16 protein-coding genes and 1 pseudogene are annotated in these 23,603 nt (G+C 37.9%); 10 read left to right on the forward strand and 7 right to left on the reverse strand.

All coding sequences use genetic code 11. The features are described 5' to 3' along the window. Positions 1-96 precede the first annotated feature (96 nt). The 6 genes from FJR05_RS20255 to FJR05_RS20280 all read left to right on the forward strand — a co-directional run bounded on the left by FJR05_RS20255 (position 97) and on the right by FJR05_RS20280 (position 11,271). Positions 97-747 carry a site-specific integrase gene (locus FJR05_RS20255; RefSeq protein ID WP_168645792.1) on the forward strand — a complete coding sequence of 217 codons (651 nt, stop codon included), beginning with the start codon at positions 97-99 and terminating at the stop codon, positions 745-747. Positions 748-1,231: 484 nt separating this feature from the next. Further along, the gene (locus tag FJR05_RS20260) at positions 1,232-3,202 is read left to right on the forward strand and encodes a hypothetical protein (protein ID WP_168645793.1); all 1,971 of its coding nucleotides are present in this window, start codon (positions 1,232-1,234) and stop codon (positions 3,200-3,202) included. A gap of 208 nt (positions 3,203-3,410) precedes the next feature. Beyond that, the gene (locus FJR05_RS20265) at positions 3,411-4,271 is read left to right on the forward strand and encodes a hypothetical protein (protein ID WP_168645794.1); all 861 of its coding nucleotides are present in this window, start codon (positions 3,411-3,413) and stop codon (positions 4,269-4,271) included. Positions 4,272-4,279: 8 nt separating this feature from the next. Continuing rightward, a complete protein-coding gene (locus tag FJR05_RS20270) occupies positions 4,280-10,015 on the forward strand; it encodes a DEAD/DEAH box helicase (protein ID WP_168645795.1) in 5,736 nt (1,911 codons plus the stop codon). A gap of 439 nt (positions 10,016-10,454) precedes the next feature. Next, entirely contained in the window at positions 10,455-10,934 is a 480-nt protein-coding gene (locus FJR05_RS20275; RefSeq protein WP_168645796.1) for a type II toxin-antitoxin system antitoxin SocA domain-containing protein, read from the forward strand. 1 nt (position 10,935) lies between these two features. After that, positions 10,936-11,271, forward strand: a complete 336-nt coding sequence (locus tag FJR05_RS20280) for a hypothetical protein (protein WP_254446988.1) — start codon at positions 10,936-10,938, stop codon at positions 11,269-11,271. Between the two features lie 42 nt (positions 11,272-11,313). On the opposite strand, the gene FJR05_RS20285 is transcribed toward FJR05_RS20280, so the two are convergent. Then, a complete protein-coding gene (locus tag FJR05_RS20285; RefSeq protein WP_217385637.1) occupies positions 11,314-12,180 on the reverse strand; it encodes a tyrosine-type recombinase/integrase in 867 nt (288 codons plus the stop codon). A 412-nt stretch (positions 12,181-12,592) separates the two neighbouring features. After that, positions 12,593-12,883, reverse strand: a complete 291-nt coding sequence (locus tag FJR05_RS20290) for an HNH endonuclease (RefSeq protein ID WP_071192227.1) — start codon at positions 12,881-12,883, stop codon at positions 12,593-12,595. A gap of 86 nt (positions 12,884-12,969) precedes the next feature. Between FJR05_RS20290 and FJR05_RS20295 the strand changes: the two genes are divergently transcribed. Next, positions 12,970-14,436, forward strand: a complete 1,467-nt coding sequence (locus FJR05_RS20295) for an ATP-dependent RecD-like DNA helicase (protein ID WP_254446989.1) — start codon at positions 12,970-12,972, stop codon at positions 14,434-14,436. 347 nt (positions 14,437-14,783) lie between these two features. Then, the gene (gene dnaN / locus FJR05_RS20300) at positions 14,784-16,307 is read left to right on the forward strand and encodes a DNA polymerase III subunit beta (RefSeq protein WP_254446990.1); all 1,524 of its coding nucleotides are present in this window, start codon (positions 14,784-14,786) and stop codon (positions 16,305-16,307) included. A 17-nt stretch (positions 16,308-16,324) separates the two neighbouring features. Here the strand turns inward: dnaN and FJR05_RS20305 are convergent, their stop codons facing one another. The 3 genes from FJR05_RS20305 to FJR05_RS20315 all read right to left on the reverse strand — a co-directional run bounded on the left by FJR05_RS20305 (position 16,325) and on the right by FJR05_RS20315 (position 18,484). Further along, positions 16,325-16,918 (reverse strand): hypothetical protein, encoded by a 594-nt coding sequence (locus tag FJR05_RS20305; RefSeq protein ID WP_168645798.1) that lies wholly within the window; start codon positions 16,916-16,918, stop codon positions 16,325-16,327. 197 nt (positions 16,919-17,115) lie between these two features. Then, positions 17,116-17,340 (reverse strand): helix-turn-helix transcriptional regulator, encoded by a 225-nt coding sequence (locus FJR05_RS20310; protein WP_168540235.1) that lies wholly within the window; start codon positions 17,338-17,340, stop codon positions 17,116-17,118. Positions 17,341-17,368: 28 nt separating this feature from the next. Then, positions 17,369-18,484 (reverse strand): RRXRR domain-containing protein, encoded by a 1,116-nt coding sequence (locus tag FJR05_RS20315; RefSeq protein ID WP_168645799.1) that lies wholly within the window; start codon positions 18,482-18,484, stop codon positions 17,369-17,371. A 704-nt stretch (positions 18,485-19,188) separates the two neighbouring features. Here FJR05_RS20315 and dnaX point away from each other — a divergent pair. Together dnaX and holA are read left to right on the forward strand one after the other, a co-directional pair. Continuing rightward, the gene (gene dnaX, locus FJR05_RS20320) at positions 19,189-20,703 is read left to right on the forward strand and encodes a DNA polymerase III subunit gamma/tau (protein WP_168645800.1); all 1,515 of its coding nucleotides are present in this window, start codon (positions 19,189-19,191) and stop codon (positions 20,701-20,703) included. Continuing rightward, positions 20,700-21,695, forward strand: coding sequence for a DNA polymerase III subunit delta (gene holA / locus FJR05_RS20325; protein ID WP_168645801.1), 996 nt, complete (start codon positions 20,700-20,702; stop codon positions 21,693-21,695). Before dnaX ends, holA begins: the two co-directional genes overlap by 4 nt. A 162-nt stretch (positions 21,696-21,857) precedes the next feature. Here holA and FJR05_RS20330 read toward each other — a convergent pair whose 3' ends face one another. Continuing rightward, entirely contained in the window at positions 21,858-22,976 is a 1,119-nt protein-coding gene (locus FJR05_RS20330; protein ID WP_168645802.1) for a hypothetical protein, read from the reverse strand. Between the two features lie 13 nt (positions 22,977-22,989). Further along, a pseudogene (locus FJR05_RS20335) lies at positions 22,990-23,508 on the reverse strand (transposase); the annotation flags it as partial. Positions 23,509-23,603: the final 95 nt, after the last annotated feature.

A 23,603-nucleotide genomic window follows, 5' to 3' on the forward strand; every position in this document is an offset into this window, starting at 1 on the left:
TGAGCTTTCAGGTATCCTTTTTTCTATCATACTTTCTGCATGAAGGAAATCCCTGGTTTTCCTGTCAAAATTAACACACTAGGGGTAGACACAAATGTGAAAATTGACCGCCACGGCAAAGCCAAAGTTCTTACCCAACCAGAAATCCAGCGATTATTTACAGAAGGTTTGACCACTGCCAGAGATCGCACACTTTGTGCTGTCATGCTCTACACAGGTTGTCGTGTCAACGAAGCTGTCACCCTAAAAATAGCCGATGTCTACGACAAAAAAGGCAGAATTCGCCCAGAACTCATCCTTCGCAAAAGCAATACCAAAGGGAAACTAGCTACCCGCACCATTCCCGTTCTAGATGACTTAAGGCACTTCCTAGAACAGTATAATCCTCCAACTACCAGTGAGGGATTTCTATTCCCCGGACGCTGGGGACGGGGACATCTGCACTCGGACTCGGCCAGTATTATCTTTAGAGAAGGTTGTCAGCAAGTTGATATCGAAGGAGCAAGTACCCACAGCTTCCGCCGCACTGCCCTAACATTAATGAGCAACGCCGGCATCCCCCTGCGGGTAATTCAAGAAATTTCCGGTCATCGTAATTTGGAGCAATTGCAAAACTACCTTGAGGTAGAAACGTCACAAGTTCGGGGGGCGATCGCTTCCTTGTCTATGCTCACCCCAGTAGCAGCAGAGAGTCATACCACCCTAGACATAAGTAGCACCAGTATAAATGTGAAAACTGATGGCTAGATCGGGAAATAGAATTATTCCGATCTATAGACGATAGTAGGCACGTCAACAGTTTCAACTGTCAAGATGTTTTTCATGCTGTTGAGCTTTGAGGGGCATCTCCCTCATCCTTACTAGAATGCAAAGTATACAGTTACAGATACCCAATTTGAAGTACCACTGAGTCGTGTGGGGATATTGCATTTCATATAAGTACGATTTATAATCGTAACAACAGCATTTTCACTATGTTCAAAATACTTAAACAAAGTGTAAAATTTTTCAAATAAGGAAAACATCAATAAACGTGTCCACAAAAGAGGATTAAATCCTTGTGCTGTAAGGGCTAATATCTAATTTCTGGATAAGTCTAATAGCAAATCAGTAAGTAATCTATGACAGTCGCCCTTATACATAAATGAAAAGCTTAAATCGAATTATAACAACTTCTACGAATTATTCAGAGTGGAATGATAAGATAACGCAGCATTTTTTCAACCCCAAAATGGCTGGGCGTAATGTTTATCTTTACGTCACAGAGGATTTAATTAATTCATTAGGTACGTCCAAAGAGTCTACTTGTCAAGATTTTATCCAAACAGTAAAAAATACACTTGGTATAAATAGTATATGTAAAAAAGCTTCAGACAGTAATAAGAGGTGGCGATATCAAAGGCAAGGTTATCCTCCCTACATAGGCTATTTAGCTTTATTTGTTTTGGCAGCAGGTACTGAAGGTGATTTTTCTCCTAACGCCTACTATCCCCGCTTAAGGGAATTGTTGGGAGAAAAGCCCACATCCGGACAATATCCCGACTTTGATGAGATGCAAACACTCTGGAAAGATTTAGAAAAATGGGCAAATGTTGATAAATCAAGTGAACTGGGCATTTTCAAAGCCAATATTACCGGCAGGTGGGTTCACGTTGGTATACCCATCGCCCAAACACTTTTAACTGAAAAGGAACTGAAGGCACTACCCATTATTTTTGCAGAGGCAGGTTTAGAAACAATTTCTCTTCCTTCCGAAAGACACATAGCATCTTTGTTAGTAAGATATGGGCGTAGCTATCTGCGAAGACGAACGCTGCAATTGTTGGAAAAAACTAACGAAGGTAATGAATTATGTCAGGCACTGATTGAAAGAATTGTAGATGAGTTATGCACTTGGGATGGAAGCACAGAATTACAATCTGAGGGGAGAAAGCAGATTTACGGAGTCTTAAGACTGTGTTGCAAACTCGACTTGACTGCTAAACGTGCTAACTTCACCTTACGTTGTACGACAAAGTATGATTTTCCTGAAGAGGGTCTGATTTTAAATTTTAATAACAATTTTTATTCCTGTGATGAATATGGTAATGGTTGGTCTTCACCCATATTAAACAGTAGAAATTTTGATGCTTCCATGCTGGATTGGCGTGACGGTTATCGGATGGAATCTACTGATAATAAATGGTGTTTTAAGCTTCCAAATTCCCCAATTCGAGTATTTGTTGAAGGCAGAAGTCTAGGATTACCAGGAATTGTAGAAGTAGGCCGACTTCCTAAAGGTTCGCCATTTTATTTAGCAGTTCATCAAGAGTGCTGTACTTTGCTAGAAAAATGGGGAACATCCAGTTGTGAAGGTTTTGAGAAGTTGCATATTGTTAAGGGACTACCAACTGGATGGCACTTATTTAAAGTGACTGCTGCCCATAGTGATGAAATAGTAAAAAACGAATATCCTATATTATCATTTTCTACTAGTATCAGACTTGATTTAGAAGGTGGTTTACGCCTTGGTAAAGGAAATTGGTTCTTTAGGTTCGCACCACCAAAATTAGTTTTACAATGCAGTGATGGAACAGCAAAATTATATTGCAATGGCAGACTTTTAGAAGATAGCTCTGGACAAGGGATTTATGAACTACCTCCAGATATTCCAGCAGATACAAATATTAAAATTGAAGCCCGTAATGGGGAGAATGTTATTAAATATTTATCTTTATTATTAGTAGAGGATTTTCCTTTAGTTACAAGCATCAAAACGCCCTACATTGACAGTTTTGGTTTAGTTACAACTACTAAAGATGAACAGTCTCCAAAAGTGATGGGCGCATTAGTAAGGGGAGTTGATTGTCCTGTTTTTAACTTCAATACTCTCCTACCAATTCAAGGCAAGCAGCGGATTGTTTTTGTGGGGAAAGAACCAGGAGAAGTTGCAATTTATCCAGAAGAATCAATACCTATTGATTGGTATCCAGTTTGGGCTATTGCTAAAGGAAGTCTTTTTGATAGAGCTATGTTTTGTGGCACAAGTTTAAAAGAATGTGACCCTAAACTCTCGAAACTATCACCTTGTAAGGATAGAAAAAAACTGGATTCATGGAAAAAAATCTTGTTAGATAACCACAAGCGAACTTTGCCTCCTCTCGGCGATATTCGCCTGAAAAAATTATGGGTAGAATTCCAAAAAGAGGCAAAACGTGTATAGGAATAGCGATGAATTAATCTATGTAATTTCTGCGAAGAAGGAAATGTCTTGGTTATCGTTTAAACAGACATTTAATTATCTTCATAGTCTTAGCAGGACTCCTAACAGTGATCAGGGAGATGATATAAAAAACAAAATATTATCAACCGTTCGTGTCCTCAATTCACTCGGTCACTGTGAATTTGATTTCACTGATAATAATAGAAGAGTGTATATCGCACCCCCTGTATTAATAAGATTACCTAGTGGTGGGTTTCCCCAAGCTATTTTAGCAGGAGTTAGAACACCGAATACTATAGATAAATTAAGGAATGCTTGTCAATCTGTTGGACAACACATAAATATTGATGTGACCGAACAAAGTAGTGAATTAATATTAGTACCTAAGCGGATAGTAGTACAAACTGAGGATGTATCAGAATTACAGGAAATTGCCGCTCAATTAGCCATAGATTTTATAGAAATACCATCTTCTTGGTCACTTTTACATTTTTCTGCCTCCCTTGAAGATTATTTAATTAATTGTCAATGGTCTAATGAGCCAGAACTAAACTGGAAAAGTAAAACATTTGATGAAAATATTTTACGCTTTATCTTCTCTCCCTCATCAATCGAAGATAATTCGGGAAAGAGGAAGCCGGATCTCCGCCTCAGCCAATATAAAAGCCCCTATCAGAATACCAAGATATATTATCTTTGGCAAGAAGAAAGATGTACTCAAGTTGAACGTGACTGGGGACGATATGCTGTTATTAAAGCTGCTAAGATTCAAGTTCTTATTTATGACAAACATCGATTTATTATGGCAGTTCCAGTTGGTGCTAAACTGCCACAACTCCTAGAAAGAGCTTTAACTTTATGCTCAGGATATGCACCTATGTTTATAGAAGAGTTACCATTACAACAACGTGCCATCAACTCCTCTATCTCAAAAGAAAAGGTAGTAGTTACTAATTTGAATGTTACAGGGTTCAATCTATTTCGAGATGTTCCCCCTCAAATAGCAGAAATGACTGCGGTTAAGTTAGAGCAAACCATGTTAATTAAATCTTTAGATATCAAATTTTGAGGTAAACGATGATTGATCCAATTGGTGCTTTTGATAAAATCCGCGATAACTTAATTCTCTACATTAAGACTGCTTTCAGTACCCAGTTTCCAGAAATTGAGAAGGAACGGGAAAGACATCTGCTAAACCCTGGGGTATTTTACCAAGAACCTTGGATTGAGCCATTGCCCAGTTATCAATTATCTGGCAAGACAATCAATAATCTAGAGGTTTCAGATGTTCCTGGTTTTAATGAAGCTTCTCTTGCAGATTTCAAAAGTTTAGCCGCTTGTGGACTTGTTGGTGATTATCCATTATATAGCCACCAAGTTGCAATGCTTCGTCAGGCATTATTAGGTGAAAATGTAGTAGTAACCGCTGGTACAGGTTCAGGTAAAACTGAATCTTTTTTGTTGCCACTTTTTGCTTACCTAGCCCAAGAATCGCAAACTTGGAAAGCACCGTTAACTGAGCCAAATTACCTTAATGATTGGTGGAAAAATAAGGACTGGCAAAATAAATGTAACCCAATGGTAGAGAAAAGACGCAGTTTTAAGCGTTCTTATCGCGTACCTCAAAGAAACCATGAAACCAGAGATCCTGCTGTGAGGGCGCTAATTTTATATCCGATGAATGCACTAGTTGAAGACCAGCTTACCAGATTGCGTCGCGCTTTAGATTCTGAACAGGCACGAGATTGGTTTAAAAGTCGTAGGAATGGTAATCGAATCTATTTTGGTAGATATAACGGTGTGACACCAGTACCAGGACAAGAGTATAAACAGAATGGGAAACCTAATGGGAAAAAAATAGAAGAACTTGTCAAACAAATGAGGAATATGCAGGAAGCTGCTGATGCAGCTAGTCAGCATATTGTTAAACCTGACGAAGAAGATGTGAGATTCTTTTTCCCTCGTTTAGATGGGTCAGAAATGCGGTGTCGTTGGGATATGCAAGATGCCCCACCAGATATTTTAATTACTAATTATTCTATGCTCAGTATTATGCTGATGCGGGATATAGATAAAAATATTTTTGAGAAAACACGGGAATGGTTAAAGAAAGATGGCAGTATTTTTCACTTAATTGTTGATGAATTGCACCTTTATCGTGGTACGGCTGGTACAGAAGTTGCATACTTAATTCGACTATTGCTTGAAAGATTGGGACTTTATCCTGGTCATCCTCAACTAAGAATTCTTGCTTCTAGCGCATCTCTGGAACCAAATGATCCACAAAGCCGAGAATTTCTGTCTCAGTTCTTTGGTAAAGAATGGCATTCTGAGCAGATTATCCCTGGACATCTTCAGCAAGTTATGGCAGTTGAAAGTCAAGATTTTTTACCTAGTGAACCGTTTATCGCTTTAGCAAGAACAGCAGTTGGAAATCAAGATTTTTTACCTAGTGAATCGTTTATCGCTTTAGCAAGAACACCAGAGGTAAAAAATCTATATGAAACCTGCCGTCAAATGTTGGAATCAGAAAGTGCTGCTGTTGCTGCTAAAATGATCAATGCTTGTACAGATGCTGAAAAAAATCGTCGTGCAGTATCTTTAAAGAAATTTTCTCAGGTACTTTTTGGTGATAATTTAACAGATGAAAACCGCAACTTGGCAGCAAGAGGACTACTCATAACTCGGAGTTTATGTGAAAATAAGTTTTTACCTTCTTTCAGGTTGCACTGGTTTTTTAGAAATATTAATGGGCTTTGGGCTTGCACAAAGCCTAACTACGACTGTCATGGGGATGAAAGCGGGAAAAATAGACCAGTTGGTAAACTATTTGCCGAAAATCCCCCAATAGTTCATCAAAATTATCGAGTATTGGAATTGCTTTACTGCGAACAATGTGGGACTGTATTTTTTGGTGGAAATCGCCTAGTTTTAGACAATAATGAAGGCTGGGAACTTCTACCGACAGAACCAAATATTGAAGGCATTCCTGACCGTCAAGCGGGGAGTTTGCTGGAGCGTCGAACTTACCGCGAATATGCTATCTTTTGGCCTTTAAGAGATATTCATGAAGATGTCCCAAAGGACTGGAATCAACCAAAAAGACAGGGTAGCGGCACAGAAAAAGCTTGGTGGGATAAAGCTTCTTTAGATACTTGTAGCGGTCGCGTTACTCTTGGAAACCCAGAAATACCCGGTGAACAGTGGGTTAACGGTTATGTTTTTCACTTGCGAAATACAGAACCTGAAAATCAAGAATTTATCCGAGCGCAACCCTCTATTTGTCCTTGCTGCGCTACAGATTACAGCAAGAGAAAGACGAGACAATCTTCAATTAGAGGGTTTCGTACTGGTTTTTCTCGATTAAGTCAACTGCTTTCTAAAGAGATATTTTATCAGTTACCAAAAGACCCCAAATCACGCAAATTAGTAGTATTTTCTGATAGTCGTGAAAATGCAGCCTCTATATCTAATGGTATTGAACGTACACATTATTATGACATTGTCCGTGGGGCTATATATGATGAACTTAAACAATTGGCTATTGGTCAACTATACCTACTACAAGATATTCAACAACATGGTCAACCATGCCGCCCTGAAGCAATAGAATTTTCTAAACAAAATCCTGGTTTTATTGAAAAGTTTCAAAAAGCCGTAAAAAATGCCAATAAACCTGTGCCAGAAAATCTTGATGAAGATGATTTAGAACTATATAACAATCGGCAAAATCAAGCTCGAAATTTGATTAATCAAATTCAAGAAACAGGCAATACACGTATTATTCCCCTCAAAGTTCTGTTTGAAGGTGAGAATGAAGTTCCTGGTGTGTTAATCAAGAGATTAGCGGAATTAGGCATCAATCCTGCTGGACATGATAGAGATGATCAAAAATATTACTATGACGATAATCAGCATCATTGGACAAGATTTTTTGACTTTGAATCTCTATCTTTAAAATGGCAGTCTGACTTATCTAATGCAGCTAAAGATAAGCGAAATCTTCTGGTTTCTAAGGTAATATTTGAGGTTTCTGATGCTTTTTTTAGTCGTTTATTTTATAATCTTGAAAGTGCTGGATTGGGCTATATTTGCCTAAATTTACCCCAAGAACGGTTAGAGGAATTAGCAACACAATGTAATACCTCAGCCGCAGTATTTAGAGATATATGCAATGGATGCTTGCGTGTAATTGGTGATTTGTACCGTTATCCTAAGTATCGTCCAGATGACTGGAATAGCTGGAATGATGCTAAAGCTAGATTAAAAAAATATGTTAATAAATGTATAACACACAATAACCTTTCAGAAAAAAAACTATTTCAAGCATTGTGGTCAGCTATTTGTGAAGATGGTAAACATGACCATTTAAAAATTAGTCCTCTGCATTTATGGGTACGGGTAGCAGTTGCTAATGACCCTGTGTGGCAATGTGAATCATGTGGTCGTTCTCACTTATACAATGCGGGGGGAATCTGTACTAATTGCCTTGGAGAGTTACCCACATTACCTAATAAAAACTGTACAGATTTATATGAGCGCAATTATTACGCTAAAGAGACAGTTAATAAACGTCAACCCTTGCGGTTACATTGTGAAGAATTGACTGGACAAACTGACGATCAAGCCGAAAGACAGCGACATTTTCGCAATATTATGGTTAACATAGGCGAACAAGAAAGAGATTTTATTCCAGTTGTAGATATTATCGATATCTTGAGTGTGACTACCACAATGGAGGTAGGAATTGACATTGGTAGCTTAATGGCTGTAGTGATGGCAAATATGCCTCCAATGCGATTTAACTATCAACAGCGGGCTGGTCGGGCTGGTCGTCGCGGTCAAGCTTTTGCAATTGTGCTAACTCTTTGTAGAGGTAATAGTCACGACGAATTTTATTATCAGCATCCTGAAAAAATCACAGGTGATCCGCCACCTGTTCCCTTTCTCTCTATGTCGCAAGTTGAAATTGTTCAGCGTCTTTTAGCAAAAGAATGTTTACGACGTGCATTTATTGCTGCTGATGTCAGGTGGTGGGATAGTCCAATACCACCTGATAGTCATGGGGAATTCGGCAAAGTTCAGGACTGGAATAATAACGAATCTCGTCGTGAGAAAGTTCGCACTTGGCTAAAGACTTCATCTGAAGTAACTGAGGTAGTAAATGCGTTGCTGATTGGTGTGAAAAATATTAATGCAAATGATTTTGAAATCTATGCACGCGAGCATTTATTTAATAAAGTTAATGATTGTGCTAATAATTTAGAATTAGCTGGAAAAGGATTAGCAGAAATTCTAGCTGAAGGTGGTATTTTACCGATGTATGGGATGCCTTCAAGAGTGCGAGATTTGTACCACAATAATCCCTTGAAAAACAGTAATTTGTCTACTATAAACCGTGATTTAGACTTGGCTATTACAGAATTCGCTCCTGGTGCTGAAAAAACTAAGGATAAATGTATTTACACTTCTATTGGTTTTACTGCACCATTACTGCCAGATAGTAAACATGGCTTGGTGCCTGCTGAGAATGATCCACTTTCTCAGCGAAAATGGATGTTGAGATGTCAGCGTTGTCAACATACAGAAACCTCTCTTAATAAGTTTGAAAAATTAATCTGTCCAAAATGTAAAGCGACGGTCGAGCAAGGACTTCGAGCTTTCCCTTGGGCTGTGCCTTTAGCTTTTCGCACAAGCCTCAATCCTGGGGCTGATGCTAAGGATGAATATGAGGTGTTAGTTACAGGTGCAGCTAGTGTGGCTGAATCACAACTACGTCAAAAATTTGACTTAGTTGATGGTACGAATACAACAAAAGCATTTTCTGCGTCTGGTCGTGTTTTCCGTGTTAATGATAATAACGGACAATTATTCAAGGGGGCAGTGGGTAAAGCTTCTTTTGGACGGGGTGATAAACTGTTAGAATTTCAGTGGATTAATGAGCGATTTCAGAATAAATCTGATGGAGTAAAGTTTAAAGATCCGGGTGAAACGGAAACATTAGCTATTGTTGCACCAAAAATAACTGGCGTTCTTTGTATTCAACCTGCTAGTGTACCAAATGGATTATGCCTAGATCCAATTAAAGCAGATTCGGCAATTAAAGCAGCTTTTTATTCTGCGGCTTTTATTATTCGTGCTGTGGCATCTCAGGAATTAGATATCGATCCAGAAGAATTAGATATCAGTGGTTTACGGCAGGTTGAACTAGAGATAACTGGTGAAAAAGTAGGTGAAATTGTGATTAGCGATCGCCTAGCCAATGGTTCTGGTTTTACAGACTGGCTTTCTCAACATTGGCAAGAAATTCTCATAGAAAAAATTCTAAATACTCGAAATACTTTTGCTGATGCTATGATGTCAGCGAAACATCGTCATGAATGCGATTCTTCTTGTTATAATTGTTTGCAAAATTATCGAAATCAAAATTATCACGGGTTACTCGATTGGCGATTGGGTCTAAATTTACTTAGGGCATTAGCTGATAAGAATTTTTGTTGCGGCTTGCACGGCGACTTTTCCGCTCCAGACTTAGAAAATTGGCTACAAACAGCAAGTACACTTCGAGATGCTTTTTGTGCATCTTTTAGTAGTTGTTCTCCGCAAGATATGGGAGGACTGCCTGGTTTTACAGTGGATGATAAAACAGTGATTATTGCTCATCCATTATGGAACCTTAATAACCCCATTGGCTTATTAACTGATGCTGTTACTAATGTAGTACCAGATAACCGAATTCATTACATTAATACGTTTAATCTTTTGCGCCGTCCTAGCTGGTGTTATCAGTCATTGGTATCGTCGCAGACATAGATTATTTGATACAACATTTTACAACGTAGTCATAAGGATTTCAGGCTACAAAAACTAGAGGCGTTCAAATGGTACAGTTTTATCCCTGTCAATTAGGCTGTTAGCAGCAGTCCATCAAGTCCTTATCGTAGCTTTCTGCATGGCTGCTCATTTGACCCCGTAGTTACCAATACTCAAAAAAAGGTGTAGGGTGATCTTGTCTCAACAATTGTGTAGCTAACTGTAATTACATAATCAAATATGATATTATGGTACATTAGAACTACTTGTAGGACAACTAGTTGAAAAATTGTCAGTAATTTAGATAAAAACAAACTATAATTAGGCGATCTAAACTTATAAAAAGTCTATTGCAGAGCTAACTGTAGCAGAAAAATTATGTATTTTATCAAAGGAAATTAATTAGAGTATCTTATGGAAAACAGGAGAGAGAAGGGTTATGTTGGATAAACTCATAAAATATTTTGTCTACGCGACAAAAGGCTATATTACCAAAACACAGCTTATTAAGTTTTTGTATTTAGCTGATCTTTACTCTGTTAAGTGGACAGGAAAGCAATTAACTGATCTTGATTGGTGTTATTATCAATTTGGTCCTTGGAATGAGGGTATAGATACTGCTTTAAATCAAATGAATGGGAAAGAGATTATTCAAGAATCTCAGGAAAATGCAACATATATTAGACCTGTCAATGAAACTGCTCAAGTAGATGATTTGCAAATACCTCTAAGCATTAAGTTGGTGCTGGATAATATTCGGAGAGAATGGGCTGGTGCAGATAAACTGAATCAGTTACTAGAGTATGTATATAGCACTGCTCCAATGCTGGAAGTAAAAAATACTCATCGCTCAGAAGAAAAAGTTAAACTTAACTTACAAGCAGAAAAAGAAAAATTAGTCAGTGAATTAGGATTGTAAAGTGGCTGGACAAAAACCTAGACAGGGTTGGATTTATTGGATTAATCCTTACAGGGTATCTATTCGTTGCAAACTGGGTCATGTTCATATTTATAATTTAGATGAGCCAGGAGAAGTAGAATGTCAAACTTGTAAGGAGAATATTAATTCAAGTAGGGTTTTTAGAGGAACACATCCCTATATCATCTGGACAAGTGATCAATTTCAAGATGAATCTGGATATATAGCAACTTTTTCTGTGATTCCTCTGACTTCACAAACAACATTTAACGGTTTACCAACCACATATCCAATTAGGGGTACAACCGGGTTTTGTGCAAAATGGGACATGATGTAAAGTTTTATGAACGAAAACTCTACAACCATTGTTCCTCAAAGCTTACCCTAAATACAAGCTACTACAATCTGAAGGTTTAGCGTGTAAATATCGTGAAGTCGTGGCAACACTAGCATGACCTAAAGATTGACTAACCAAATGAATAGGCGCTCCCCTATCTAATGAGTGTGAAGCGTGTCCATGTCGCAACCAATGGGGACTAGGTGCGGGTAAACCTATTCTCAGTGAAGCTTTTTTAACAATCTCCCAAATCATCGCCCTGGTTAAAAAACCCTTACCTTGTCTACTTCTAAACACCGGCTCGGCTTTACCAGCATCACCCCTTAACTGTTCCAATTCCTTATATAAGTTACTGGGAATAATCACCACACGGGTTTTACTACCCTTACCATATATAGTAGCTTGACCGTTCTCATCACCACGTTCTGACAAATCACCCCAAGTTAACCCGCTTAACTCAGTAGCACGTAACCCACAGTAATACAACATCTTTAAGATCAGTTTATTCCTGGTATTGTTCTCACTGTGAATTAGGATCGTAATTTCCTGTTCCGTTAAAATCCGTTCTGTTAAAGCGTCTTTAGGTTTAGGAGTTTTTAGGGGTTTACCGACATTGTATTTAATCAACCCTAACTCATATATAAAGCTAATTAAACTCTTAATAATATGGCTATAAGTTTTTTTAGTGTTGTCATTAGAACTTAAAGAATCTACCCACTGCTGTAAATCATCTAAGCCAACATTAACAAGTGGTTTGTTGACAAAATTTAAAAACTTATTAGCAATGCGCTTATAACTGTTCTGAGTAGCTTGACTCTTACCATGTAGCCACATATTAAGTAATACATCAATAGATTTATTTGCATACTGGTTAATTTCAGTTGGTTGTGCAATAGTTAAAGCGTTCATCTTGTTAGTACCTTTGTTCTATTTCTTAGGAATTTGAGTTTGACATAATTGACGTTATGTCAAACTGGTGATTTTTTAGAATAATCTTTTTCTAGCGTCTTGTCTAGTATTGACAAATTTGATAAATGTCTAATTATATGTATATCCTGTTAAATAAATTTTATATATGTAGTTATAAAGTAAATACTTTATTAAACTTCCTTAATTCTACCATACACGCCATATGTCATATCATGCTGCCATATAAAGATATATAATATCATATAAAATATACATAATGTTATTAATCTTGATGCAGCACATTTAAATTTGACAATAGTTACGTAAATGTAATTTTACATTTCGCTTATAAGCGGCACAAGCAAGCTGATTCAGGTTTTATCAAACATCTACCTACACCGTTTGATCATCGCTAAAATTTGGAAATATCAAACAACGTCAACTGCCCCACAGAAACATTACCCTTACCACCTCTATGGTAACTAAGGTGGCACGCAGTACATAAAGGTATCAAATTTTCAGGTCTATTATCAGCAGGATCTCTATTCCAGTGGTGAACCTGTAAATTATATGCTCGTGGTTTAGTAGTGTGAGGTTTCTCACCAGGACGTAAGCAAACACGACCGCATTTTTGACAACACCAACCGGATTTTTCCTTGATGGTTTTGGCTAGTTCTTTCCAGTGCTTGGGGTAGTCACTCATGATAACTATTGAAGCCGGACGATAATATTATCTCAGAAAATCATGAATTTTGACAAATAATTCTTTTCCACCGCTTCCACAGGTTTTTGATACTAAAACGAGTGTGGTTTTGTGGTGAACCAAAACCAACAGCTACCGCTGCATTGAATGGATCAATTAATGGAATTAATGCCGCGATTATGCTCCAAACTCTTCCTACTTTCCTGACCACCAATTCTTTTCCCTTCCAATTTACTCAACAGCAGCAAAAAGCCTTAGATAAAATGTGGACTTTTGTGCAACCAACTATCACGGCTGCTTTATTTCTATTAGTAGGATATGCCGGAACAGGCAAGTCAACAATAGTTTTTCAACTCGTTAAAGTTCTGGTGGCTACAGGTAAACGAGTTGTCTTGACTGCACCCACGAATAAAGCTGTAGGTGTACTGCGACGCATGGCGGCAGAAAATGGAGTAACTGGTGTGGAATTCTTCACCATTCACCAATTACTAGGACTAGGAATGGTGACTAGAGGTAAAGAGAAAATACTTGACCAAATAGGACCCTGTTACATCAACTTATTTGATGTTGTCTTTATTGATGAATGTTCCATGATTGGAAAACAACTGTGGCGCTGGATTGAAAATGTGGCTAATCAATCATCTACCTGGACAAAAATCAAAATTATTCTCATGGGCGACCCTGCCCAATTAAATCCAGTTAATGAAGGAAAATCCCCTAGTTTTCAAGTAGCAAATAAAGCAGTATTGACTCAAGTTGTCCGCCAAGGAATTGATAGTCCGTTGCTGGAGTTTGTCACGGCTTCTCGCTATGCAGTAACTAAAAGTAAATTGCCATTTGCCCCATTTTCCAAATATCTACCTGATAAAAGTAACGGGGCACTGATGGTTAAACCTCAAACTTTACTGCGCTATGCCTGCAAAAAGATGTCTAAGGAGTTTGTTAATAATCCAGATTGTTTTCGCATTTTATCTTGGACGAATGCTCAAGTAGACTTTTATAATCAACAGATTCGGACATATTTATATGGTAAGAATACCAACCGATTTATCTCTGGAGAAAGATTAATTACTAGAGATCCGGTGATATCTCCTGATGGTAAAACTGCTATTCTTTCCACATCTACAGAATTTAATGTTTTAGATGTGTTTGAAGACCGTTACAATAATTATGGTAGTTGGAGATTGAAGGTAGAAACAGATGAAGGAATCGTGCGTCAAATCTACGTTTTACATGAAGATGAAGAGAAACGATTTCACCAAGAAACCAAACGCTTGCTCAAAAGTGCCAAGCGCAATCCCTTTCTTTGGAAGCAATACTATAAACATTTAGAGCAGTTTGCTAATATCAGAAACTGTTTTGCATTAACTGTTCACAATAGTCAAGGTAGCACTTTCTTGGAAGCGGGTATTGATGGTCAAGATTTGAGTAAGCGGCTGAATCGAGAACGCGGAGATGATAGTAAAGCAGTCCTAGCTAAAATTAAGGAGTTTAATCGGTTGTATTATGTTTCTAGTTCACGGGCTAGACAAAGGATTTTGGTAATTCGGTAATCTATAAGCGGCTAATTAGCTCAACTTAAATATCAGGAAATCCTTGAAACTGGATGATAATTGTCTGCATTTTTCAATCAGGCAATAAAAAATATTATAGCGGTATGCCGTCAGGTCCAAAAACATCCTCTAAAAGTCTTGTTGCATAAGCAGCATCAAATTTTTAATGAGCAACTACCGCTATATCCATTTTTTTATCATTAGTAAGTGTTTACACTTTTTCTATTTTAAAGGATAAATCAAGGGATTAGACAATAAAATTGATTCACACATTCACACATTCACAACTTTTATTTCTGCTACCGCAGTCACCTTTTTAGTAATGACGCAAACAGAGATAAATGATTATGACTCAAACAGCATCAAGACAAAAGATAAAGACTGCAAAGCAGACAAAACAAACAAGTGTTGCTAATCCTGAAATAGACAATGAAGTATCAACAAATATCATAAAAATACCTGAAGTTAAAAAGAAGAAATCTACATCTGCAAACCCTGATACTCCAACTGAACCCATCGAAAAGAAGCGGAATAAGCAAAAAAAGTCTAAATCAAAGTTAAACCCTCCAATACCCAGAGAATTAGGCATGGAGGTAATATGTGAACAAGCTAAATTTTACGATGCCCTCTTTTTAGTGAATTGTGCTACCCCAGCTAAACCTAGTCATCCTATTCTTGCCAATGTCCTCATAATTGCAGATGTGGAAACACAACAGATACATCTAACTGTCACAGATATAGCATTAACAATTCAAGCGAGTTTTGCAGCCCAAGTGTTATTAAAAGGTGAAATTACTGTACCAGTGCAAATTTTATTGGAGATAGTCAAGCATTGCCCTAATGGGACTATTTCTCTGAATAGTCAAACTCAAATTACTCAATTTACTGATGACGATAAGCAACAAACAAAAAATCCTCAATCTAGTGATGATGATAAGCAAACAAAAATCTGCTGTCTATGCTTATCTGATGCTGATGGTAAGTATGAAATTAGAGGCATTAGTGCTGAAGAATTCCCACCTACTAACATAATTGATGCTACTCCTGTGTCTTTAGCAACAACAATTTTTAAAGATGGTTTGAAAGGTGTACTTTATGCGGTCAGCACTGATGAAAATAAATATATCTTGACTGGAGTTCATCTCCAACTGGCACAGGAGAAGTTAAAGTTTATTGGTACTGATGGTCATCGAGTTGCTATTACTGAACTTTGCACTCACCGAATTGGCAGAAAAACTCGTCAACAAGTTTCATGTCAAGAAGTTCAATCTCAACAAGTGCCATCTGAGGAAATTACGCAATTTACTCTTCCTGGTCGTGTGGTGAGAGAAATAGCCCGTAACTTAAATGATGATGTGAAATCTATTAATCTGCTGTATGATGCCCAAAGTAATCGCTTGGGTTTTGCTTGGCAAGATGTCGTTCTTAGCTGTCAAGTTGTGGAAGGAATTTATCCTGATTGTGAGCAGTTATTAACTAAATTCAGCTTTGAGAAAGAAGTAATTTTAGAAAAAGCACCGTTAGTTAAAGCACTGGAACGGTTATCTGTGTTAACGGATAAGAAAGAGAAAGGAATTTATTTGCAGTTTGATGGCAGTTTACAACAGTTACGGTTATCTATTGAACGAGAATTTGGCAAAGGTGATCAGGTGATTGTTGCTAATTTACCAACAGAAATGATGTTGAATATCCAGTTTAATCTCAAGTATTTGATAGAAGCTGCTAAAGCTATTCCTAGTTCAAGTGTCAAAATGCACTTACAGCAATCGGATCATCCGGCTATGTTAGTTCCTGATGGAGATAAACTAAATCCAGAAGTGGAAATGTCTATGCGTCATGTCTTGCTGCCACTTTATATTCCAAATGGTTAAGGTTAACGGCTGAATGCTTACAATTCTACACCCAAGACTTGCAAAATGTCTTTAACGGGTGCTTTATCTTGCTCTAACTGCTCAACTCGATGTATTAACCGCTTAGGAATGTACTTAGAAGATTTTACTAAGCGATCGCCCTGAGTCCAAAACTCAAAATGATAATAAGCCTGTGGGTAATCCTTGCCTTTTTTGGTAATTGTGCGCCAGTGAATGTTACCGCTTCCCTCTCCTTTATGCCGCCGCATTTTACTAGGGCTGTTATTACTAGGGGAGATATCAGAATTACTAGGGCTTAACTGGATATCCCCTAGTAATTTACTAGGGTTGTTATTACTAGGGGTGACAGAAATGCCTAAAAGAAGCAGAATTTCTTTGACTGGACGTTTAGCAGCCTCAGCTTCTTGAATATCCCCCAGTAATTTTTTGGGTATGTATCTAGTCTTTTTCTGACCGTTTTCTTTCCAGTGATAATAAGCCTGTTGGTAATCTTTACCTTTTTTGGTGATGGTGCGCCAATAAATAAACCCATTGCCATCGCCCTTTCGTCGGCGATTTTTACTAGGGGATATCTCTAACTGTTCCCTATTTTTACTAGGGGTATTGTCCATATACTCTAGTAAAATGCCATAACCCGCGCATCTTTAGGGATTTAGCGATGGCGCTTAGACTCGGAGTGGATTCTGAAAGTACCAAAGAGCCAAAAGCAATCACATTTGTTGGCAAAGATCGCGTCCAGAACTGTAGGAAGCGCAATCGCTCTAATTGATGAGCAGCAACACAGGTAATAAAATTAACAGGTAAAAAGTTAATCATCCTCCTTGACCCTTTGCGCTTCAAACAAATCTTCAATAGTGCAATCTAGTGTTTTACATAGTTTGGCTAGTTTCACGAAGGTTTCTATCCCTCCTCGATCTCGCTCCCAGTTACGAACAGTTGAGGGGTCAACACCAACTAAATCAGCCAGTTGGCGCTGAGTCAGATTTTTTTGTTTTCGCAGTTGGGCGACTTTGGAGACGTAAATTTTTTTCATAAGACCTCGCGGTAAGCGGGAAACTCAGTCACTTTAGTGCTGAGAGGGAAGCGACACGGGCGGTTTTAACCGCCGTAATAATTAGACTTGTTGATCGTCGAATCAACTTAACTTTTTTAACAGTGCATTGTCCTAATCTTTTCCAATTAGCGTCACTAACAGAGACTGCTTTTTCAGTATCTCCGCTAACCCAACCAAAGAAAGTTTTACTTCCTTGAGTGGCTTCCACAAAGTCACCTTTTCTCAAGCCATGACGAGTTGTAGTGCCTCCATATTTCCGACGATTACCACCTTCACTAAAAGTCATTAAATGGAGTTGTCTACGACTAATTGGAGGACGACGCACAATGGTGAATTGAGACTCTGTGATATCAACCCCTCCTATCCAAGATGCGCCATGATTTTTAGCACCTTCCCACATCTGGTATTTAACAAATTCAGAACTTGCTAAGGCAACCGCATCAACTGCGTGTGTTTCTGGTATTTGCAAAGATTTATCGGATTTTTCTTTATGCAATCCCAGGTACTTACGAAGGTTTGAGGTTTCCCAGCCCTTCTTTAAAACGACATTTGTAAGTTTTGATAGTCGGCTAATTTGGTATCTCTGTCCAACCATGACGGGACTAAAGCCGTTGTTACCTCGTGCTTCAACCTCTTCAATAACAACTGTTTTTATTGGGTAAAGTTGGAGGAGTAAACTAATTACTCGATATTCCAAGTCTTTGTTTGCTCTAATACTTGGAGGCAACTTTGAGCCACGACGATTATCAAATCTTGCTTGACGATGATTGCGTTTGTTGAATGATAGCTTTCTATTAATTCGCCTTCCTCGCCTATTACGCCGCATCATTGATCGTTGATCCATTCGGTCTTTGACCGTTTTGAAAGGCAAAACTAAATGCAACATTTGCAAGGTGAACTTTTTGGACTGAACCGCTATACCTGAAAAGAGTTTACCAGGGTCTAAACCAAGAACTATTTCTTGCGTTTCAGTATTACTTGATTCGGCTAATAACTGGACATGGAAAATGCCAAGTTTATCGAATTTGCCGATTGCTTTACCGCATTTGATCCATCGTCTTGCTCGACTAGGTTTAGTTGGCATTAATGGCGTATTGTCTACTGAAATTACGGGTACTCGCATAAAGAGATAATCCTTCGAGTAAAGTTTAATGTCCCTTCGCTCAACGCAATCAAGATGTCTTGGCTTTAACCAACGCTATTACAAGATAGCTTGAAGATAATCCAGACTAGGGAAGTATCTGGAAGTTCGTACCAAATTACGTCTCAATGAGCTAGTCAAACACGTAAGTCTTGATTTCTTACAAGCTCAGTCCCTTTAGGGCTGAGTTATTGACAAATTAATTGCTATCATTAATATAGCATGAGATTATTAACGCTAGTTAGTTAACACTGCCAAAAATTGAACATACAAAAGGCAACTATAAACCCCTTGATATTATGTTTGTTGCCAGAAAGACCGCATATTAAGGCTATAGGGAATAGAGGAACTTGAAAACAGAAAGCTATATTAAATTGTCAAATTCTTTGTTAAACTTCTTCATCAGTACAGTTAACTAAGTTTAATTAGGTTTGGGGTAAGATGTCAGCTAAGAACAGGAATAGCAAAGATTCTCCAAGGGGTGAATTTATAATTTGTTACTTATGTTGATTTTTTAACGCCGACTTACTTTCAACAAAATAATAATAATAAATCATATTAGTTAAAAAACAGGTTTACACACTTTTGTTGCTGTACCCCATCAATATGAAAATCAGTGCAAATTTTAACTAAAATTTCACCCCCTTAACAGGGGCAAGAGCGACGAATTAAGATGAATAAATCCTATGTCTACAGTCGCTCTACATCAAAAATATCGCCCCCAAACTTTAGCCGAATTGGTTGGACAACCCTACATTAAAACTGCTCTAACTAATGCCATCAAACACCTGCAAATTGCCCCAGCTTATTTATTAACAGGTTCTAGAGGTACAGGTAAAACTTCGACTGCACGCATATTTGCTAAATCTCTGAATTGTCTCAACACTAAAAAACCAACTGATAAACCTTGTGGAATTTGTCAATCTTGTCGTTCAATTGAAACTAGCAATAGTTTAGACGTGAGTGAAATTGATGCTGCTTCTAACAATGGTGTAGATGATGCCCGTGCTTTAATTGAACGCTGTACTTTAGCACCAATAGCCGGACGTTATCGACTTTTTATTCTTGATGAATGTCACTGCTTAACCGGTAATGCCTTCAATGCTTTACTCAAATGTATTGAAGAACCACCACCTCATGTGGTTTTTATTCTCTGCACCACAGAACAGCACAAGGTTTTACCTACTATTATCAGCCGTTGTCAGGTGTTTAATTTCCGCACTTTATCAATTAAAACTATTGTGCAGCACCTCCGTATTATAGCAGATGCGGAATCTATTGCTGTTGATGATGAGGGATTAAGTGCGATCGCTCGACTGAGTGATGGTGGTTTACGAGATGCGCTACAATTACTCGGTCAAGCCAGTCTTTTAGATGTAGATATCACTGCCCATCATGTCATGGAAATCGTTGGTGGTGTCACAGAAGCAGAGCTAATCGCTATTTTACAGGCTATCTCTACCAACAACACTTTTAATTTGCTGCAAGTCGCTAGAGTTTTGGTAGACTCTGGGAAAACGCCTAAATTGATTATCTCAAATTTACTGCAAACATACCGAGATTTACTGATTATCAAGTCTGCACCGCAGGAACAAGCTTTACTAACTGGTTGTGTTAGTCATACCCAACTCAAAGCTTTTGCCAAACACTGGAATTTCGAGACACTGAATTTGTCTTTAGCAGAGTTACAAAAAGCTGAAAATTATCTGCGGTATACGGTCAATGCGGCGGTGTGGCTGGAGGTTTGTTTACTCAATTTGCTGCCCGGTTTATTACCTGGGGGTGCAACGAAGACGGTAAATGTGAAACCAGGGCATGATGGCAAATTGTTACCAACTTATGGCACGTACACGATCAACAAGGTAACTGATAAACCGGTGGATGATCCAGGTAAAGATAGCTTGTTACCAGCAGTTGCCACCAATACTAATGCTTCTAATACTGCTAATTTAGCGCAAATTTGGCAGCAGGTGATGGATAAGGCGAAACCGAACCATCAAAAGCTATTGGCTCATGCAAATCTGGTGAAATTGCAAGGGTCGAAGGCAATTTTAGAGGTGACACCAGCTTACCTGCAAAAGTTTGAGAATAGCAAGGAGGCGATCGCTAAAATGCTGCAACGGGCTACTCAAAGTCCAAAACCCCTGACTGTGTTGATTAAAACTGCCAATCTCAGTAATAATGGGAGGGTCACAGGATGATTGTTTTGCTCACGGGTGATGATGAATACGCTATTCAAGAACAGCTAAACCAGTACAAAGCAGAAATTGATGCTCAATGGCTGACTCTATGCTATCACCGATTTCCGGCTGTTCAGCTTGACAAAGCTTTGAGTGTGGCTCGTACTCGTTCCCTGACTGGTGGTAAAAAACTGGTAATTGTGGAAAATTGCCACCTCAAGCAGTGGGGTGATACGGAGTTAGCAACTTTGCAACAGTTGGTGCAAGTGCCTGATTCAACTATTTTGGTGTTTGTGGCTAATAATGTAGATAAGCGGTTAAAGGTTTACAAGCATCTGGTCAAGTATGGAAAGTTGTTGGAGTTTTCGTTGATACCACCTTGGCGGCATGATTTGATTGAACAGGCGATAGTTTCCCTGGCTGCAAAACTCTACACGAACACCACAGATAATGCTGTGACAGCTAAGAAAATTAAACTGCTGTTGTCAGAGGAGGCGGTAACATATTTAGCACAAGCTATTGGTAATGATATGACCCGTGCTGCTTCTGAGTTACGCAAACTGGATATCTATGCTCAGGGTAGAAAGTTAGAGCTTGCGGAGGTACAGGAATTAGTTCCATGTCAAACTCAGAATAGCCTACAATTGGCTGCGGCTATGCGTGAAGGAAAAAGCCATCAAGTTTTGCAATTGTTGGATGATTTACTGTCTCGTTCTCAACCTTTAATGGTGATTGTCAGCACTATTTTAACGCAGTTTAGAACTTGGTTATGGGTGAAGTCTGCGATTGTTTCTGGGGTGAAGAAGGATGGTGAATTAGCTCAATTGTGTAATATCAGTAATCCTCATCGTATTTACTATTTGCGTCAGGAGGTAGCAAATACAAATATCAATGCTTTGGCTAAAGCGGTGACTATGATTTTGGATGTAGAGATGTCTATTAAGAGGGGTGCTGAGGGTAAGGATTTATTGGTAGGAATTCTTGGTGTTTGTAGGTTGTTTCAGGTAGTTTAATCAGGAGGAATTTGAGGGAGAATTTTGGATTTTAGGTTGAATATTTGATTTCTGTCTAAAATCCAAATTCAGTTGTTTAAGTCAGTCAGGGAAATCGTGTATTTATTCAGTGTAATAGTTTGATTTACACAAATTTTATGTTCAGATAAAAAAGTTCTATGACTATAGATTAAATGCTTCCAGTAAAATGATAGGTATAGTTTCTGATGTAGCTTCTTGAATTTCTGTATTAGTAACTAATTCAAGCCAGTTCTTAAAACTGATTCCTTGCTTTTGAATAAGTTGTACTTCTAATAGATAAGATTCAAAACGATGATAAGTTTCAATTATTTCTTCAATTTTTTCTACTTTCATTGTTAATACGAAGGAATCAATGCTTGCTTTTTGAAAAGGTTGATTAATCCTTTCTTCTACTATTCTACTTGCAATCAATCCTCCAAATATAGGTATGACTCTTTCTACTACTGCTGCCGACACTACTGCATAATACAAACCTTCTTGTTTAGTATGATGTTGAACAACATTGACCAGATTTTTTCTTTGTGCTTCAAACAATACAGATTTGTCATCTGAGGATTTGTTTAGTTCTGGTTCAAGCCATTTACAAATTCGAGCTAGTCTGTGTAACTCGACAGGGCTATCTAAACTAGTCGGTTGTCCCATTACAAAAAAACCGTGATTTACACTAGGACAAGTTCTTGCTATTGGCTGAGATATTAGAAGAGTTTTTACATATTTGTTTATATGACAACGAAGAATTTCAGCACCTTCTTGAAGACAAATAACAGCATTTTTAATCTCTCCTAATTCTAAATAACAACGCGCTCTCGCCATATAAGTTAATGCTAACGAAGCAATATATTTATCTGTTAAGCTAATATTTTCTTTCAGTGAAGATTCTATATAATTACTATAGGTATGTTGAGCCTCTAAGAATCTATTAATGGCTAAAGTTGCCATATTTATTCGATTCTCAGGATTAACCATTGTCTGAGAATCATTGGCTAAATCAAGAGCAGCACGAAAATTAGCATAAACGGAAATGTCAAATTTTCGATGTAGATTATTAATATTACCTTGAATTTTTTCTTCAAGTTTATTTAATTCTTCTTTACAACTTTCTTCTAATTTTTTCAGTTTATTTAAAATTAATGCAAAGCCTATTACAGAAACACCTAAATTAATGACTGATACGCCTAAATTGAGAATACCAAGTACAGAAGAAGCTGAAGTTAATAAATTTCCTATCCCTGAAATATTGGGTGATACTTCGCGTAACATACTCCCTTCCCACTCAAGAAATAGACACGGGGACTAAAGCAAAAATATGATTTAAAGTTTTTAATATTTGCTCTGAAGTCATCAAAATTTTGACATTTTCTAAGATTTTCTCGATTTCAGCAATGGTTATATTTGAAGGTAAATGATGCAAGGTCTGTAATCTCAGAAGATGAATTTCATATTCTGCTAGATTAAAGTCTGGTGAGTAAGCAGGAGTATGGACGAATTCTATAGCTATCTTATCCCCTATGCCTGCATTTTGTAGATGCTCATTCAACAAATTTTTCATCTTCTGTTTATGAGTAGAGTTGTTATCTAGAGCAATTGATAGCTTCTCTATGTTGTCCTTATAGGCATCTTTACATAAATCGGCAAGGTATTGCGCTACATCTTCGGCTTTTGATTTAGGCTGTAACTGTAAGTAGATTTCTCCAGTTACAGCATCAACCGAGATCATGCCGTTGACTTTGTTTCTCTTTCTTTTTTCGTTACTAGGAATCTCTGGCTTGCTATTTCGCTCTGCCCAGGCATAATATAGGCTTGGTCTAGTGTGTTAATTTTGACAGGAAAAACAGGGATTTCCTTCATGCAGAAAGTATGATAGAAAAAAGGATACCTGAAAGCTCA

This window comes from Dolichospermum sp. UHCC 0259 (assembly GCF_009711935.1).
In the GTDB taxonomy this organism is placed as follows: Bacteria; Cyanobacteriota; Cyanobacteriia; order Cyanobacteriales; family Nostocaceae; genus Dolichospermum.